General features: G+C 72.9%; 15 protein-coding genes. 7 read left to right on the forward strand and 8 right to left on the reverse strand.

The features are described 5' to 3' along the window. Nucleotides 1–51: 51 nt before the first annotated feature. Nucleotides 52–804 (reverse strand): IclR family transcriptional regulator, encoded by a 753-nt coding sequence (locus tag MUY14_RS09300; RefSeq protein ID WP_247022484.1) that lies wholly within the window; start codon nucleotides 802–804, stop codon nucleotides 52–54. Between the two features lie 95 nt (nucleotides 805–899). On the opposite strand from MUY14_RS09300, the gene MUY14_RS09305 reads away from it, so the two are divergent. Next, the gene (locus MUY14_RS09305) at nucleotides 900–1,844 is read left to right on the forward strand and encodes a PDR/VanB family oxidoreductase (protein WP_247022486.1); all 945 of its coding nucleotides are present in this window, start codon (nucleotides 900–902) and stop codon (nucleotides 1,842–1,844) included. Nucleotides 1,845–1,861: 17 nt separating this feature from the next. After that, nucleotides 1,862–3,076 (forward strand): cytochrome P450, encoded by a 1,215-nt coding sequence (locus MUY14_RS09310; RefSeq protein ID WP_247022488.1) that lies wholly within the window; start codon nucleotides 1,862–1,864, stop codon nucleotides 3,074–3,076. Nucleotides 3,077–3,092: 16 nt separating this feature from the next. On the opposite strand, the gene MUY14_RS09315 is transcribed toward MUY14_RS09310, so the two are convergent. After that, complete coding sequence (locus MUY14_RS09315) at nucleotides 3,093–3,494, reverse strand: Lsr2 family protein (RefSeq protein ID WP_247022489.1); 402 nt, start codon at nucleotides 3,492–3,494, stop codon at nucleotides 3,093–3,095. 465 nt (nucleotides 3,495–3,959) lie between these two features. On the opposite strand from MUY14_RS09315, the gene MUY14_RS09320 reads away from it, so the two are divergent. Together MUY14_RS09320 and MUY14_RS09325 are read left to right on the forward strand one after the other, a co-directional pair. Further along, nucleotides 3,960–5,315 carry an MFS transporter gene (locus tag MUY14_RS09320; RefSeq protein ID WP_247022490.1) on the forward strand — a complete coding sequence of 452 codons (1,356 nt, stop codon included), beginning with the start codon at nucleotides 3,960–3,962 and terminating at the stop codon, nucleotides 5,313–5,315. Next, complete coding sequence (locus MUY14_RS09325) at nucleotides 5,312–6,073, forward strand: N-acyl homoserine lactonase family protein (RefSeq protein WP_247022491.1); 762 nt, start codon at nucleotides 5,312–5,314, stop codon at nucleotides 6,071–6,073. Before MUY14_RS09320 ends, MUY14_RS09325 begins: the two co-directional genes overlap by 4 nt. Here MUY14_RS09325 and MUY14_RS09330 read toward each other — a convergent pair. Continuing rightward, nucleotides 6,051–6,725 carry a TetR/AcrR family transcriptional regulator gene (locus tag MUY14_RS09330; RefSeq protein ID WP_247022493.1) on the reverse strand — a complete coding sequence of 225 codons (675 nt, stop codon included), beginning with the start codon at nucleotides 6,723–6,725 and terminating at the stop codon, nucleotides 6,051–6,053. The genes MUY14_RS09325 and MUY14_RS09330 overlap by 23 nt on opposite strands. A gap of 120 nt (nucleotides 6,726–6,845) precedes the next feature. Between MUY14_RS09330 and MUY14_RS09335 the strand changes: the two genes are divergently transcribed. After that, on the forward strand, nucleotides 6,846–7,778 hold the full coding sequence (locus MUY14_RS09335) for a shikimate dehydrogenase (protein ID WP_247025090.1): 933 nt from the start codon (nucleotides 6,846–6,848) through the stop codon (nucleotides 7,776–7,778). Next, nucleotides 7,765–9,594, forward strand: coding sequence for a bifunctional sugar phosphate isomerase/epimerase/4-hydroxyphenylpyruvate dioxygenase family protein (locus tag MUY14_RS09340; RefSeq protein ID WP_247022494.1), 1,830 nt, complete (start codon nucleotides 7,765–7,767; stop codon nucleotides 9,592–9,594). The genes MUY14_RS09335 and MUY14_RS09340 overlap by 14 nt, the downstream gene beginning before the upstream one ends. 91 nt (nucleotides 9,595–9,685) lie before the next feature. On the opposite strand, the gene MUY14_RS09345 is transcribed toward MUY14_RS09340, so the two are convergent. Next, nucleotides 9,686–10,216, reverse strand: a complete 531-nt coding sequence (locus MUY14_RS09345) for a TetR/AcrR family transcriptional regulator (RefSeq protein ID WP_247022496.1) — start codon at nucleotides 10,214–10,216, stop codon at nucleotides 9,686–9,688. Between the two features lie 89 nt (nucleotides 10,217–10,305). On the opposite strand from MUY14_RS09345, the gene MUY14_RS09350 reads away from it, so the two are divergent. After that, nucleotides 10,306–11,202, forward strand: a complete 897-nt coding sequence (locus MUY14_RS09350; protein WP_247022497.1) for a TIGR03564 family F420-dependent LLM class oxidoreductase — start codon at nucleotides 10,306–10,308, stop codon at nucleotides 11,200–11,202. Nucleotides 11,203–11,206: 4 nt separating this feature from the next. On the opposite strand, the gene MUY14_RS09355 is transcribed toward MUY14_RS09350, so the two are convergent. The 4 genes from MUY14_RS09355 to MUY14_RS09370 all read right to left on the reverse strand — a co-directional run bounded on the left by MUY14_RS09355 (nucleotide 11,207) and on the right by MUY14_RS09370 (nucleotide 15,787). Beyond that, nucleotides 11,207–11,692 (reverse strand): flavin reductase family protein, encoded by a 486-nt coding sequence (locus tag MUY14_RS09355; RefSeq protein WP_247022498.1) that lies wholly within the window; start codon nucleotides 11,690–11,692, stop codon nucleotides 11,207–11,209. Beyond that, a complete protein-coding gene (locus MUY14_RS09360) occupies nucleotides 11,689–13,914 on the reverse strand; it encodes a molybdopterin-dependent oxidoreductase (RefSeq protein ID WP_247022499.1) in 2,226 nt (741 codons plus the stop codon). Before MUY14_RS09360 ends, MUY14_RS09355 begins: the two co-directional genes overlap by 4 nt. A gap of 71 nt (nucleotides 13,915–13,985) precedes the next feature. After that, nucleotides 13,986–14,954 carry an ABC transporter substrate-binding protein gene (locus MUY14_RS09365; RefSeq protein WP_247022501.1) on the reverse strand — a complete coding sequence of 323 codons (969 nt, stop codon included), beginning with the start codon at nucleotides 14,952–14,954 and terminating at the stop codon, nucleotides 13,986–13,988. 101 nt (nucleotides 14,955–15,055) lie between these two features. Then, nucleotides 15,056–15,787 carry a DsbA family protein gene (locus tag MUY14_RS09370; protein WP_247022502.1) on the reverse strand — a complete coding sequence of 244 codons (732 nt, stop codon included), beginning with the start codon at nucleotides 15,785–15,787 and terminating at the stop codon, nucleotides 15,056–15,058. Nucleotide 15,788: the final 1 nt, after the last annotated feature.

A 15,788-nucleotide genomic window follows, 5' to 3' on the forward strand; every position in this document is an offset into this window, starting at 1 on the left:
GCGTCGAAGACCCCTGGCCGGTGCTTCCGGCCAGGGGTCTTCACTGCCGGGTCAGCGGCGTCCGGACAGGGTGCGCGTCACGCCTCGGGCCGCGGCCAGCAGGACCGCGATGCCCGCGTCCGCGTGGTCGTCGTTCGGGACGATGATCGAGAGTGCCGCGACGACGTCGTTGAGCGCGTCGCGGATCGGGACCGCGATCCCGGTCGCGTCCTCGTGGACGTGACCGGCGAGAAAGGCGTAACCCTGCTTGCGCACGGCCGCCCACGCGCGGTCCAGCTGGTCCGCGGTCGTGATCGTCGCCGCGGTGTAGGCGGGCATCGGGCGTCGCAGTACGCGCTGCCTGACTTCGGCCGGGGCGTACGCCAGCAGTACGTGGCCGCACGAGGAGATGTGCGGTGGCAGCCGGCCGGCTATCTGGGAATAGTTGATCACCGCGTCGCGGGCGGACAGGCGCTCGATGAACAGCACCTCGTCGCCGTCGAGGACGCCGAGCTGGGCGTGGTGGCCCACCACCGCGTGCAGGTCCTCCAGGTAGGGCATCGCCGTGTCGCGCAGCGAGGACGTGGGGGAGGCGCGGGCCGCGAGCTCCCACAGCCGGACGCCGATCCGGACCTCGCGGCCGGGGCCGCGGGCCAGCAGGCCGTGCGTGGTCAGCTCGGCGATCAGCCTCGACGCCGTGGCGATGTGCAAGCCGGTGCGCCGGGCGATCTCCGTGACGGTCAGCGATGTCTCGTCGGCGGTGAAGGCGGCGATGATCCGCGCCGCGCGGGCGATGGACGACTCGCCGGTGGGGGCCCGTGGCATGACCACGAGTATCGCCCGGGCCGGCTCTCTCGTCCATTGAGAGTTCGTTTCGCGCTCGAGCCGGGGTCGGCGATGGTCGTCGGGGAGGATCGACGATGACCCTGATGAACACCCTGCGCGTCCACCGCAAGAGCGTGGCCGCCGACGGCGTGGTGGCCCTCGAGCTGGCCGCCCCCGACGGCGGCCGGCTGACGGACTGGACGCCCGGCTCGCACCTCGACCTCGTCCTGCCCGGCGGGCTGACCCGGCAGTACTCGCTGTGCGGCGACCGCTGGGACCCGCGGCGCTACCGGCTCGGGATCCTGCGGGAACCCGGCGGCCGCGGCGGTTCGGCCCGCGTGCACGACGAGCTGGCCGTCGGCGACGAGGTCGGCGTGGGCGGGCCGCGCAACAACTTCCCGCTGGTGCCCTCGCCGGAGTACCTGTTCGTCGCCGGCGGCATCGGGATCACGCCGCTGCTGCCGATGGTGCAGCAGGCCGAGCTGCTCGGCGCGCGGTGGCGGCTGCTCTACGGCGGGCGGAACCGCGCGGCGATGGCGTTCCTCGACGAGCTCGGCGCGTACGGCGAGCACGTCGAGGTCCGGCCCCAGGACGAACACGGCCTGCTCGACCTGGCGGGCTTCCTCGGCGAGCCCCGCCCGGGGGTGAAGATCTACGCCTGCGGCCCGGCGCCGCTGCTGGGCGCGATCGAGCGGGTCTGCGCGGCGTGGCCGCCCCGCACCTTGCGCACCGAACGGTTCGCCGTCGACGACTCCGCCGCACCCGCCCGGGCCACGCCGTTCGAGGTCGAACTGGCCCGCACCGGCGTGCGCGTCACCGTGCCGGTCGGGACGAGCGTGCTCGACGCCGTGGCCGGCGCGGGCGTCGAAGTCCTGTCGTCCTGCCGCCAGGGCACGTGCGGCACGTGCGAGACCACCGTGCTCGCGGGCCGTCCCGAACACCGCGACGCGATCCTCGAGGACCACGAGCGCGCCGCGGCCGACTGCATGTTCGTCTGCGTGTCCCGCTCGCTGTCCGACCGGCTCGTCCTCGACCTGTGATCCCCGCGGAGGCCACCGTGACCACCCTCGAAACCGCCTGCCCGGTCCACGACGGAGACCCGTTCAGCCGTGCGGTCCTGGAGAACCCGCTCCCGCTGCACGCGGAACTCCGCGACGCCGGACCGGTCGTGCGCCTGCCTCGCTACGACGTCTACGCGGTCGCCCGCCACGAGCAGGTGCACGCCGCCCTCACCGACTGGCAGCGGTTCCAGTCCGCGGCGGGCGTCGGCCTGGCGAACTTCCGCACGGAGAAGCCGTGGCGGCCGCCGAGCCTGCTCTTGGAGGCCGACCCGCCCCGGCACGACGCACCCCGGCGGGTGCTGAGCAAGGTCCTGGGCCCCCGCGCGCTCCGGCACCTGCGCGAAAGGTGGCTGGCCGACGCGGAAGAACTCGTCGGCCAAGTCCTCGCCGACGGCCCGCGGTTCGACGCCGCCACGGCGTTGTCCCACGCGTTCCCGCTGCGCGTTTTCCCCGACGCGGTGGGCATTCCGGCCGACGGACGCGAGAACCTGCTGCCGTACGGCGACCACGCGTTCAACGCCTTCGGCCCGGACAACGACCTCGTCGCGCGAGGCGCGCCCCGGGTGCCGGAACTGTCGGGCTGGGTGAGCGAGCAGTGCCGCCGCGAGGTCCTCGCACCGGAGGGCTTCGGCGCGGAGATCTGGGCGGCCGGCGATCGCGGTGACATCACGCACGAGCAGGCTCCGCTGATCGTGCGGTCGTTGCTCACGGCCGGGGTGGACACGACCGTGCACGCGCTTTCCGCGGTGCTGCACGCATTCGCCACGCACCCGGACCAGTGGCGGCGGTTGCGTGAGAATCCGGGCCTGGCGCGGGTGGCGTTCGACGAGGCGGTGCGCTGGGAGTCGCCGGTGCAGACGTTCTTCCGCACGACCACGACCGAGGTGCGCGTCGGCGACGTCCGGATTCCCGGGGGCCACAAGGTTCTGATGTTCCTCGCCGCGGCCAACCGCGACCCACGCCGGTGGAGCGACCCCGACGCGTTCGACCTTTCGCGCGATCCGTCGGGTCACGTCGGTTTCGGCATGGGACTGCACCAGTGCGTCGGCCAGCACGTCGCCCGCCTCGAAGCCGAGGCGCTCCTGACGGCACTGGCCCGGCGCGTGACGACGATCGAGCTCGCCGGAACACCGGAGCGGCACCTGAACAACACGCTTCGCGCGTGGCGCTCGCTGCCGGTCCGGGTGCGCGCTGATCGAGCTCCCGCGTGAACTCCCGGCACGGCGGCTACTTCCGGGCGGCGGCGACCTTCTTGCGAGGTGCGCGCTTGCGGGGCGCCTTGGCGGGCTCGGCGTCCTGCGCCTGGGCGGCGTCGTAGGCGGCGATCACCTCGGAGGAGAGCCGGCCCCGCTCGGAGACTTCGTAGCCGTTGGTGTTGGCCCAGGCGCGGATCTGCTGGTTGCGCTCGCGGTCGGAAGCGGTCGACTGGCCGGTCGCGACGCGGACCTTGCGGCCGCCGGTGCGACGGGCGGCGTCGATGTAGCGGGCGAGTCCGCCGCGCAGGGCGGCCGCGTTGCCGTCGGAGAGGTCGATCTCGTAGGTGACGCCGTCGAGGGAAAACGGGATGGTGTGGGCGGCGGGGGTACCGTCGATGTCGTCGAGCATCTCGACGAGGACCTTCTGGGCCATTCCTGCTCCTTGCGGCGGTATATACCAGTAAGTGAACGCGCGAATTTCGCGGTCCCCGTCAAGTGTATACACAACTTTCCCGCCGAGGAAATTGGTTCGTTCCGCCGGTTGCACGAATCCGGGAAACGCGCCGCGGGCCTGATCGGCGAATTCCCGTCGGGCACGAACAACCGGCACGCGGCGAAAACGGTGCCTTTTCCGCATCGGGTTCCGGGTCGCGATGTTCACCGGGCCGCGTGCCGGGGGCGACCGGCTCCGCGACGAACAGGCCGATGACGGCGCCGAGGGGCAGGCTCGGGCCGAGCGCGGCGGACGCCACCGCGCTACCCGACCGCGGGCCGCCGGGTGACGGACAAGTACTTGACAAGCCCGCGGGCGCCGTTCAATCTCTCTAATTAACCGTACGGTACATACCTGACCGGGTGGTACCTGGACTGCGACGGCGCACCCGCGGAGGAGATTGACGTGACCGATCGTCCGGATGGCGCAGTGGGCGCCCCGCCCGCGGGCCGGCCCGCCAAGGCGGCCTTGGCCGCGTGGATCGGCAGCGCGCTCGAGTACTACGACTTCTTCATCTACGGCACGGCGGCCGCGCTGGTCTTCAACAAGATCTTCTTCCCGGCCTCCTCGCCCGCGACCGGCACGTTGCTGGCGCTCTCGACCTTCGGCGTCGGCTACGTGTCGCGGCCGCTCGGGGCGCTTTTGCTCGGGCACCTGGGGGACAAGTTCGGCCGCAAACGCGTGCTGCTGGCGACGTTGCTGCTGATGGGAGTGTCCACTGTGCTCGTCGGCTGCCTGCCGGGCTACGGGACGCTGGGCGTGGCCGCGCCGATCCTGCTGGTCGCGCTGCGGTTGCTGCAGGGCCTGTCCGCCGGCGGGGAGCAGGCCAGCGCGAACTCCATGAGCCTCGAACACGCCCCCGAGCACCGGCGCGCGTACTACACGAGCTTCACCCTCAGCGGCACGCAAGCCGGGCAGATCCTGGCGACCGCGGTGTTCCTGCCGGTGGCCGCGTTGCCGCAGGAAGCCCTGCTGTCCTGGGGCTGGCGGGTGCCGTTCTGGCTCAGCGCCGTCGTGGTGCTGGTCGGGTACTACATCCGGCGTTCGCTGGAGGAGACGCCGGTGTTCCAGGAGGAGGTCGCGAGCGGCGAGGTGGTGAAGCTGCCGCTGGCCGTGCTGCTGCGCGACCACTGGGCCGACGTCCTGCGCGTGGTCGTGGCCGCCCTGATCGCTTCCGTCAGCACGATCTTCACCGTCTACGCGCTCAGCTACGCCGTGAACACGGTGGGCCTGAGCAAGACGCCGATGCTGTGGGTCGGCGTGCTGGCCAACGTCGCCGCCGTCGTCTCGATCCCGTTGTGGGCCAAGTTCTCCGACCGCTTCGGGCGCAAGAAGATCTTCATGGCCGGGTCGCTGGGCTGCGCGATCCTGATCTTCCCGTACCTGGGCGCCATCGCGGCCGGCAGCTACCTCTGGATCTTCGTCGTCGGCATCGGGATGTTCGGCATCGTCTACACGGCCACGAGCGCGGTGTGGCCGTCGTTCTACGGCGAGATGTTCCCCGCGCGGGTCCGCCTGTCGGGTACCGCGATCGGGACCCAGATCGGGTTCGCCATCAGCGGGTTCCTGCCGACCATCGCGGTCGGGGTCACCGGGACGGGCCACGGCGCGTGGGTGGGCGTCGCCGTCTTCACCGCCGCGCTGTGCCTGGTCAACGTGATCGCCGTGGCCACCGGGAAGGAGACCTTCCGGGTGCCGACCGCGCGGCTGGGCCTCAAGGACCCGGCACCCGAGCGGAGCGGGACCGGCGTCCCGCGGTGAGCGGCTTCGAGGTCTACGCGCTCTGCTACGGACGGCGGACCGGGTACCGCGGCGAGCACTTCCTGGGCCACGGCCGGGATTCCGCGGAACCCCACCCGACCGCCTACTACGTCTGGCTGGCGGTGTCGCCGGAGCACACGGTGCTCGTCGACGCGGGCATCCGGGCCGAACGCGCGCGGGAGGTGGCCGGGCTCGAGTACGTCGAGCCCGGCCGGCTGCTCGCCGAACTCGGGGCGGCGCCGGACATCGTCGTCCTCACGCACCTGCACTACGACCACTGCGGCACGGTGGCCGACTTCCCCGGCGCGCGGTTCGTGGTCCAGCGGTCCGAAGTGGACTACTGGACCGGTCCGTGGGCCGAGCGGATCGAGCGGGAACGGTGGCTGCTCGACGAAGTCGCCCTCGACCACCTGCGGGCCGGGCCGCTCGACCTCGTCGACGGGGACGCCGAGGTCGTGCCCGGGCTCAGCGTCCACCTGGTCGGCGGGCACACCGCCGGGATGCAGGTCGTCCGCGTCGAGACGGCCGCCGGTCCGGTCGTGCTGGCCTCGGACGCCGCCCACTTCCACGAGAACCTCGACGACGACCGCCCGGCCCCGCTGCTGCACTCGATGCCCGGCGTGTACGGCGCTTTCGACCGGGTTCGCGCACTGGCCGGCGCCGGTCCGGTCGTCCCGGGGCACGACCCGGAAGTGCTCACCCGGTACCCGCCGGTGGGGGACCGGATCGTCCGGCTCAGCGGGTCGTCAGGTAGCTGACCAGCATGTCGGCGACCATGCGGCGGTGGTGGTCGCGGTGGACGGGGTCCAGCATGTCGCGGTCGAAGATGGCGTTGAACGTGTAGCGGTTCGCCGTCCGGAACACGCAGAACGCGCTGATGGCCATGTGCACGTCGAGCGCGTCGACGTCGTCGCGGAACTGCCCGGCCGCCCGGCCGCGCTCGAGGATCCGGGTGAGCACGTCGAGGGCCGGGTTGGCCAGGTTGGACAGCGCGTTCGACCGGGCGATGTGCTCGGCGCGGTGGATGTTCTCGATGCTGACCAGCCGCACGAAGTCCGGGTGGGACTCGTGGTGGTCGAAGGTGAGCCCGGCGAGCTGCCGGATCGCCTCGGCGGGGTCGAGGTGGTCGACGTCGAGGTCCTGCTCCAGCGAGCGGATGACCGTGTATGCCCGTTCGAGCACTTCGACGAACAGCTGGTCCTTGTTGGTGAAGTAGTAGTAGATCATCCGCTTGGTGGTGCGGGTCTTCGCGGCGATCTCGTCCACGCGGGCGCCGTCGAAGCCCTTCTCGGCGAACTCGCGGGCGGCCGTGTCGAGGATTTCGGCACGCGTCCGGTCGGCGTCGCGGATGCGCTCGGGCCCGCGCTTCGCGGCGACGTTCGAAACCTCATCGGGCGATGGTGCTGCCACGGCCTTCCTTCCTCGCGCCGGCTGTTGTGCCCACTCTAGGGTGCCGCGGGCTCTTCACGGGGCCGACGCCATGAGGTACAAATAACGTACTGGTTCGTACATTAGGAGTGCCCGGTGTCCCTGTCTTCGGCTGTCGAGGCGATCCGCGTCCACGCTGGGCGGGCGGCGCCGGGCACGCTGCTCACCGGGCTGATCGGCACGGGCATCGGGCCGTCGCTGAGCCCGCCGCTGCACGAGGCCGAGGCCCGCCGGCTCGGGCTGGAACTGGGGTACGCGCGGTTCGACCTCGACGACCACGGGGTGCCCGCCACCGCCGTCGGCCCGATGCTGGCGGCGGCCCGGGACGCGGGGTACCGCGGGCTCAACATCACGCACCCGTGCAAACAGGTGGTGCTCGGGCACCTCGACGAGCTGTCGCCCGACGCCGCCGCGCTCGCCGCGGTCAACACCGTCGTGTTCCGCGACGGCCGGTCGATCGGGCACAACACCGACTGGTCCGGCTTCGCCAGCGGCCTGCGGACCGGGCTGCCCGACGCGCCCCTCGGGTCCGTCGTGGTGCTCGGCGCGGGCGGGGCCGGCGCCGCGGTGGCGTACGGCTTGCTCACCGCCGGCACGGCTCGAATCCACGTCTTCGACCTGGACACCGGGCGGGCCCGCGAACTCGCCGCCACGCTCGCGGGCCGCTTCGGGACCGGCCGCGCGGCGGCCGGGACGGACCTCTCGGCGGCCGTCGGCGCGGCGGACGGGTTCGTGCACGCCACCCCGACCGGGATGGCCGCCCACCCGGGGCTGCCGCTGCCGGCCGAACTGCTGCGGCCCGGCCTGTGGGTCGCCGAGGTGGTCTACCGCCCGCTCGAAACCGAGCTGGTCCGGGCCGCCCGCGCGGTCGGCGCGCGGGTGCTCGACGGCGGCCGCATGGCGGTGTTCCAGGCCGCGGAAGCGTTCCGCCTGTTCACCGGCGCGGAACCCGACGCCGGGCGGATGCTGCGCCACCTCGCCGTGCTCACCGGAAACCCACCCCTGGAAAGGCAACCCGCCGATGTCCTCGACTGAACCCCGCCGCTCGATCGCCACGGTCTGCCTGTCGGGGACCCTGGCGGACAAGCTGACCGCGGCCGCCCGCGCCGGGTTCGACGGGGTGGAGATCTTCGAGAACGACCTCATCGCCTCGTCGTGGTCGGCGAAGGAGATCAGCGAACACTGCTCCGAACTGGGGCTGTCGATCGACCTCTACCAGCCGTTCCGCGACTTCGAAGCCGTCCCGCCGGACGTGCTCGCGCGGAACCTCCGGCGCGCGGAGCTCAAGTTCGACGTCATGGAGCAGCTCGGTGCCGGCACGATGCTGGTGTGCTCGTCGGTGTCCCCGGACGCGGTCGACGACGACGAACTCGCGGCCGAGCAACTGCACCTGCTCGCCGAGCGCGCCGCGGCCCGGGGGATCCGGATCGCCTACGAAGCCTTGGCGTGGGGCCGGTTCGTCAACACCTACGAGCACTCGTGGCGCATCGTGCGCCGCGCCGCCCACCCCGCGCTGGGGCTGTGCCTGGACAGCTTCCACATCCTGTCGCGGGGCAGCGACCCGGCCGCGATCCGCACGATTCCCGGCGAGAAGCTGTTCTTCCTGCAGCTGGCCGACGCGCCGCGGCTGCAGATGGACGTCCTGCAGTGGAGCAGGCACCACCGCCTCTTCCCCGGCCAGGGCGCGTTCGACCTGACCGCGTTCACCGGGCACGTGCTGGCGGCGGGCTACCGCGGACCGCTGTCGCTCGAGGTGTTCAACGACGTCTTCCGCCAGGCCGACCCGGCGCCGGCCGCCGTCGACGCGATGCGGTCCCTGCTCGCGCTGCAGGAAACCCTCGGTGTCACGGACGTCCCGCCCGCACCGGAGCTCGCCGGGCACGCGTTCGTCGAGCTGGCCGTCGACGACGTGTCGGAGCCCCGGCTCGCGGAGGCGCTGAGCGGGCTCGGGTTCGCCGAAACGGGCCGGCACCGGTCCAAGCCGGTCCGGTTGTGGCAGCAGGGTGACGCGCGGATCCTCTTGAACGGCAACGCTTCCGGCCCACGGGGGAGTGCGTCCGTCGGCGCGGTCGCGGTGGAGAGCGCGGACCCGGTCGGCTCGGCCCGGCGGGCCCAGCGGCTGCTCGCCCCGCCCCTGCCGCGCGACCACCGCGCCGGCGAAGCCGACCTGTCGGCGATCGCCGCCCCGGACGGGACGTCGGTCTTCTTCTGCCGCACCGGCGCCGAAACCGGCGACAGCTGGCTCGGCGACTTCACCGTGACCGAGCCGGCCGGCCCGGGCACGGGCGTGACGAAGATCGACCACCTGGCGCTGGCCCAGCCGTTCGACCACTTCGACGAGGCGGCGCTGTTCTACCGCGCGGTGCTCGGCCTGGAGCCGGAGCCGGTGACGGAGTTCGCGGCGCCGTTCGGGCTGGTCCGCAGCCGCACGGTCGCCGACCCGGCCGGCCGGGTGCGCATCGCCCTCCAGTCGGCGTTGCTCCGCCGGGGCGACTGGGCGCCGAAAGTGCGGGAACCGCAGTGCGTCGCGTTGAGCACGGGCGACGCGCTGGCGAGCGCACGCCGGATGCGTGAGCGGGGCGCGCCGCTGCTGGAGATCCCGGGGAACTACTACGACGACCTCGACGCCCGGCTGGCACCGGAGCCCGCGCTGCTGGCCGCCCTGCGCGAGCAGTCGGTGCTCTACGACCGCGACGAGCACGGCGAACTGCTGCACTTCTTTACGGTGGTGCTGGGCGGCCGCGTGTTTTTCGAGGTGGTGCAACGGATCGGCGCTTACGCGGGCGACGGCGCCGCGAACTCCCCGGTCCGCATGGCCGCCCACCGGCGGCAGCGCGAAGCCGGCGCCTGAGTTCCGCGCGGACGCCGTCCGTAACCCGCGTCCCCGAGCCGGCGCAGCAGGTCGTCGCGAGCCGGGTAGCCGGCCCGGCCACCGTGGTTCGCTAGCCCGGGCCGCGCCTGAGCCCGTCCAGCATCACGATCGTCAGGTAGTCGTCCGGGCGGGCGCCGGGGCGGCAGACGATCGTGCTCAGCAGCCGCTGGGCTTCCGGCAGGGGGATGTCCGCGCGCAGCGTGCCCTCCCGCTGGGCGCGCACGATGACGTCGGCCAGCAGCGAGTCGACCGTGTGCTCGAGCTCGGCCTGCGTCTCGTCCTCGGGCAGCAGCTCGGTCAACGACTTCGCCAGCGCCAAGGGCAGCGTCGCGCAGTGCCCGATGATCGCCAGCAGTTCCGCCCAGGCCGTCTCTTCGCGCTCGCGGGCCCCGCGCGCGAAGTCCGCCAAGTCGCGCAGGGCGCCGGCGCCGATTTCCCAGGCGAGGGCGCGGCGGTCGGGGAAGTGCCGGTACAGGGTTCCGACGCCGAGGCCGGCCGCTTCGGCGATCTCGCACATCGGCACGTCCGGCCCGCGCTCGGCGAACAGCCGCACGGCGTGCTCGACGATCCGCTCGCGGTTGCGCACGGCGTCCGCCCGCATGACCGGCCTCCTCCCAAAACGGAATCCTGGATTCATCTTATGCTACGTTCGCGGCACAAGGTGAATCTGATATTCCGGTTGGAGGCGGCATGCGGATCGGGCTCTACGCGACCGGTCAGGCGGGACTCGAGGGGATCGTCGAGGACATCGCGGCGGCGGAACGGCTGGGGCTGGACAGCGCGTTCCTCCCGCAGCTCACGGCGTGGGACGCGCTGACCGTCGCGGCGCTGGCCGGGCCGCGCGTGCCGCGGATCGGGCTGGGCACCGCGGTCGTGCGGACCTACGCCCAGCACCCGCTGGCACTGGCCGGCCAGGCGCTCACGGCGCAGGCGGCCACCGGCGGGCGGCTGACCCTGGGAATCGGGCCGAGCCACCGCGAGATCGTCGAGGGCGGGTACGGGCTCTCTTACGACCGCCCGGCGCGGCACGTCCGCGAGTACCTCCAGGCGCTGCGGCCGTTGCTGCGCGGGGAAAGCACCGACTTCCGCGGCGAGACGCTCTCGGTGTCCGGGACGGTCGACGTGCCGGGCGCCGTGCCGCCGCCGGTGCTCGTGTCCGCGCTCGGCCCGGTGCTGCTCGGCATCGCGGGCGAGCTGGCCGATGGCACGGTCACCGTGTGGGCGGGACCGGAAGTGCTGGGCGAGTACGTGGTCCCGAAGATCACCGACGCCGCGAAGCGCGCCGGGCGGCCGGCTCCGCGCGTGGTCGCGTCGGTGATGCTGTCGGTGACGGCGGACCCGGACCGGGTCCGGGCCGACATCCGCGGCCGGTTCGGCGCGGCGGGGGAGTTCGCGAGCTACCGGCGGCTGCTGCGGCAGCAGGGGAAGGCCGGGCTCGAAGACACCGTGGCGGCCGGTGACGAGGACTTCGTGGCCGCCACGGTCGCCCGGTTCGCCGCGGCCGGCGTGACCGACCTGCTGGTCAGCCCGGTCGGCACCGACGAGGAGCGGGAGCGGACGCTGGCGTTCGCCGCCCACCTGCGCTGAGCTTTCACACCGCGGCGAGCCGGCGGAAACGGCTGCCGTGGAAGACCAGGGGCGGGGTCTCCGCCGTGTGCAGGCCGTGGATCCGCAGCAGCGCGATCAGGTGGTCACCGGCGGGCACCTCTTCCTCCAGCGAACATTCGAGCAGAGCGCTCGACCCGGTGATGAACACGCTGCCGTCCGGGCCGGGCTGCCACGGGATGCCGCGGAACCGGTCGCCCCGCGACGACAGCCGGCGGCAGGCGTCGTCCTGTCCCTCGGCCAGGACGCTCAGGCCGAGCCGCCGGTCGCGCAGCCGCGGCCACGTCGACGACGTGCGCTGGATGCACAGCGACACCAGCGGCGGGGCCAGCGAAACCGACGTGAACGAACTCGCGGCCATCCCGTGCGGGACGCCGTCGATGAGGGCGCACACCGCGGTGACACCGGACGGGAAGCAGCCGAACGCTTCGCGCAACCGGCTTTCGGACGTCACGGGCTGCAAGGCGATCATCGGTGGCCTCTCACGATCGGGGGACGCAGGACACTCACTTCCGGGACCGGGCCGTCGAAGCGCTCGACGTCGACGGCCGCGTGCTGGCCCGCGCAGCCCTGCGACAGGCGGGACGACGGGATGTCGGCGGTCAGGACGTTCGGGTTGCCGTGCGCGCACAGCGGGCCGGTCGGGTGGTCCTCGACCGGGTCGAACCAGGCACCGGTCGGGAGCTGGACGACGCCGGGCCGGAGCGCGTCGTCGAGGACCGCGCCCGCCAGGCACGCGCCGCGCGCGTTGAACACCCGGACGACGTCGCCGGTCGCGATGCCGCGGGCCGCCGCGTCGGCCGGGTTCAGCCGGATCCGCTCGCGGCCCGCCACCTTGCCCGCGCGGCTGGTGTCGCCGGCGTCGAGCTGGCTGTGCAGGCGGGTGTGCGGCTGGTTCGCGATCAGCCACAGCGGCCCGGTTTCGCCCGGGGGCAACCAGACCGGGTGCCCGGGGCAGTCGGGGTAGCCGAAGCCCGCGACGGTCGCCGACGTGATTTCGATGCGCCCGCTCGGGGTGCGCAGGGGGTGGGCGGCCGGGTCCGCGCGGAAGTCCGCGAACAGCGTGTGGTGCTCGCGCCCGGGCGGCAGGCGCAGCCCGCCGTCGGCCCAGAACTCGGCGAACGACGGTGTCTCGCGCCAGCCGGCGTAGAGGTGCTCCAGCCACTGCCGGGCCGTGCGGCCTTCGGTGAACTCCGCTTCGACGCCGAGGCGGCGGGCCAGCGCGGCGAAGATCGAGTAGTCGTCCCGCGCTTCGCCGGCGGGCGAAGCGATCCGGTGCATGGCGATCACGTGGGTGTCGCGGCGGCCGGAGCCGATGTCCTCGCGTTCCAGCGCGGTCGTCGCGGGCAGCACGATGTCGGCGTGCCGCGCGGTGGCCGTCCAGTGCGGTTCGTGGACGATCACGGTGTCCGGGCGGGTGAACGCGCGGCGCAGGCGGTTGAGGTCCTGGTGGTGGTGGAACGGGTTGCCGCCGGCCCAGTGGACGAGCCGGATGCCGGGGTAGCGGCGGACCTCGCCGTCGTAGTCGTAGGACTCGCCGGGGTGCAGCAGCAGGTCGGCGATCCGCGCGACCGGGATGAACTCGCGCACCGGGTTGCCGCCTTGGGGCAGGTACGGGATCCGCAGCTCCGGCCCGGTGTCGCCGACGTCGCCCATCGAGCCGTAGCCGTGGCCGAACCCGCCGCCGGGCAGGCCGATCTGCCCCAGCATCGCCGCCAGCGCGATGCCCGCCCACACCGGTTGCTCGCCGTGTTCGGTGCGCTGCAGGGACCACGTCACCGTGATCAGCGTCCGTTTCGCGACCATCTCGCGGGCCAGCGCGACGATGTCGGCGGCCGGGATGCCGGTGAGCTCCGCCGCCCAAGCCGGGTCCTTGTCGAGCAGGTAGCGCTCGAACTCCGCGTAGCCGACGCAGTACCGGTCGAGAAAAGCCTTGTCGTGCAGACCTTCGGTGACGAGCGTGTGCGCGAGGGCGAGCATCAGCGCGGTGTCGGTCGCGGGCCGGACCGGGTACCACCGCGCGTCCACTGTGGACGGCAGGTCGTCGCGCAGCGGGCTGACGAGCGCGACGCTCCCGGCGTACCGCGCCAGGTGACCCGGTGTGCCGTGGCTCGTGACGCCGCCGGGCGTGACGAAGACGTTCTTCTCGGGCACGCCGCCGAACGCGACGATCAGCTCGGTGTGCTCGAGGATCGTCGGCCAGGTCGACGCCTGCCGCAGCACGGCGTGGGTGTCGCCGACCACGTGCGGCAGCAGCACCGACGACGTCCCGTTGCTGTAGGTGTTGCGCGAAGACGTGAAGCCGCCGATGGTGTTCAGGAACCGGTGCAGCTGGCTCTGCGCGTGGTGGAACCGCCCGGCGCTCGCCCAGCCGTACGAGCCGCCGAAGATCGCCTGGTTGCCGTGCCGGGTGCGGACGCGGTCGAGCTCGGCGGCCACCCGATCGAGCACCTCGTCCCACGGCACCTCGACGAACTCGTCGCGGCCCCGGCGCTCGTCCGGGCCCGGGCCGTCGTCGAGCCAGCCGCGGCGCACCGCCGGCCGGGCCACCCGGGTCGGGTGGTCCAGCGCGGCGGCCAGGTTGCCCAGCAGCGGCGACGGCGCCGGGTCGGCCGGGTGCGGCTCGACCCGGAGCCGCCCGTCGGCGTCGACCTCGGCGGAGAAGGCGCCCCAGTGGGAAGTGCTCGGCTTCATGCCCCGACGGTAACGTCCCCGCGCTCTTGGACGAGCGTGGCGTAGTCGCGGGCGCGTCGCCTCGCCACCGGTCACCGCGGATCGAGTCCGGAGTCGATGTACTCGGTCAGCTTCTTGCCGCCGGGGAACAGGCCTTGCTGCACCCAGGTGTCGTAGGTCTTCTGCAGCTGGGCCGCGAGCGCGGCGTCGACCGGGATGCGCTGGTACGTCGTCTCGTCCGGGCGGACCTGCGCGGCGATCGCCGGCGGCTGGTGCGCGAACCCGGCGTACCACTTGTCGAACGCGCCGGGGTTGTCCTTGGACCAGGCGTAGCTCTTGTCGACGCGGCTCGCGAAGTCCTGGATGGCGGTGCGCTTGCGCGGGTCGCCCAGTGCCTTGTCGGTGGCCGAAAGGACGTTGAGGCCGGAGTTGATGCCCGCGCCGTCGGACAGCACGCGGGCGCCGAGTTCGCCGCGGGCGCGGGCCGCGTAGACGCTCCACGTGGCCCAGGCGTCGATGTTGCCGGTGGAGAAGGCGCCGTTCGCCTCGGACGGGGCGAGGAAGTTGAGCGTGACGTCCTTGTCCGACAACCCGGCCTGCTTGAGCGCGCCGATCACCAGGTAGTGCGCGACGCTGCCGCGGGTGGTCGGCGAGACCCGCTTGCCCTTGAGGTCGGCGACGGTGCGGGCCGGGCTGTCCTTCGGTACCAGGAGGTAGGTGCCCCTGCCGCCGTTGCTCCAGGCCGCGGCGACCTTGATCTTCGAGCCGCCGGCGATCGCGGTCACGGTCGGGGAGTCGTTGGCGCCGCCGATGTCGATCGCGTCGGCGCGCAGGGCTTCGTGCAGGTTGACCGCGGCGGCGAACTGCGACCACTCGACCTGGTACGGCAGGTTGTCGAGCAGGCCCGCGGCCTTGAGCCGGGACTGCGTGGCGCCGGTCTGGTCGCCGACCCGCAGCACGACCTCGCCGGAAGCGTCCGAAGTGGACGATCCGCACGCCGTGAGCGTGGTGAGGCCGAGCAGCGCGGCCACGAGCAGGGCGAGCCGGGGTTTCGAGGGCATGCGGGAACTCCCCAATGCGAGTCAGGGTGCGGAGTTTCGGTGACGGTGCCGGGCTGATCAGTCACCGACACGTGTCTATTTTCCCCGGCGGGCGGGGAGAGTCAACGCCCGCGGCCGGGTTCCCACGAGCCGGGAAGGGTTCCACTGTGGACCGACGCGGCGCGCGCCGCGTCGAAGTACTCGCGCAGGGGACGCCAGCCGGGCACGACGAACCGGCCGCCGGGGCCGGTGAACGTCAGCGTCGGCAAGGCGTAGCGGACGTGGTGTTCGAGGTGTTTCACGCGGCCGCTGTGCGGTCCGGGCGCGGTGATGTCGAGGACTTCCGGGCACGGGTTTCGCGTCTCACGCCAGTCTTCGCGCACGGCCCGGCGGACTTCGTCGCTCGCCATCGCCGTCCGCAACGCGGGGAGATCGAGGCCCGGGACGCCGTCGACGGCGGCGAGCACGCGCTCGGGGTCGTCGGCCGGGGTGCCGAGCAGGAACGTCGTCTCGCGCAGCCGCTGCAGGACCCGGTCGGCCACCGCTTCCCCTTGCGCCTCGGCGGCTTTCGCGGCCAGGGAAGCGGGCCAGCTCGTCTTCGCCACCCAGGACAGGTGCGGCGGTTTCGGGGCGCCGGTGTGCTCGGTGACGCCGTCGATGAACTTCGCGTACCAGGCGGCTTCCGCGGCCGGGTCCGGCGCGGGGTCCTCGTCGTCGTCGAAGAGGATGCCGAACACCCGGCGCCACCGCACGGCCGGCAGTTCCGCCCGCAGCAGGCGGAACTTCGGTTCCGAACCCCACGCCCACGGGCACGCCGGGTCGGTGTACTCGACGACTTCGAGCGCCGGGCCCATC

The sequence above is a fragment of the Amycolatopsis sp. FBCC-B4732 genome (assembly GCF_023008405.1).
Lineage (GTDB): Bacteria > Actinomycetota > Actinomycetes > Mycobacteriales > Pseudonocardiaceae > Amycolatopsis > Amycolatopsis pretoriensis_A.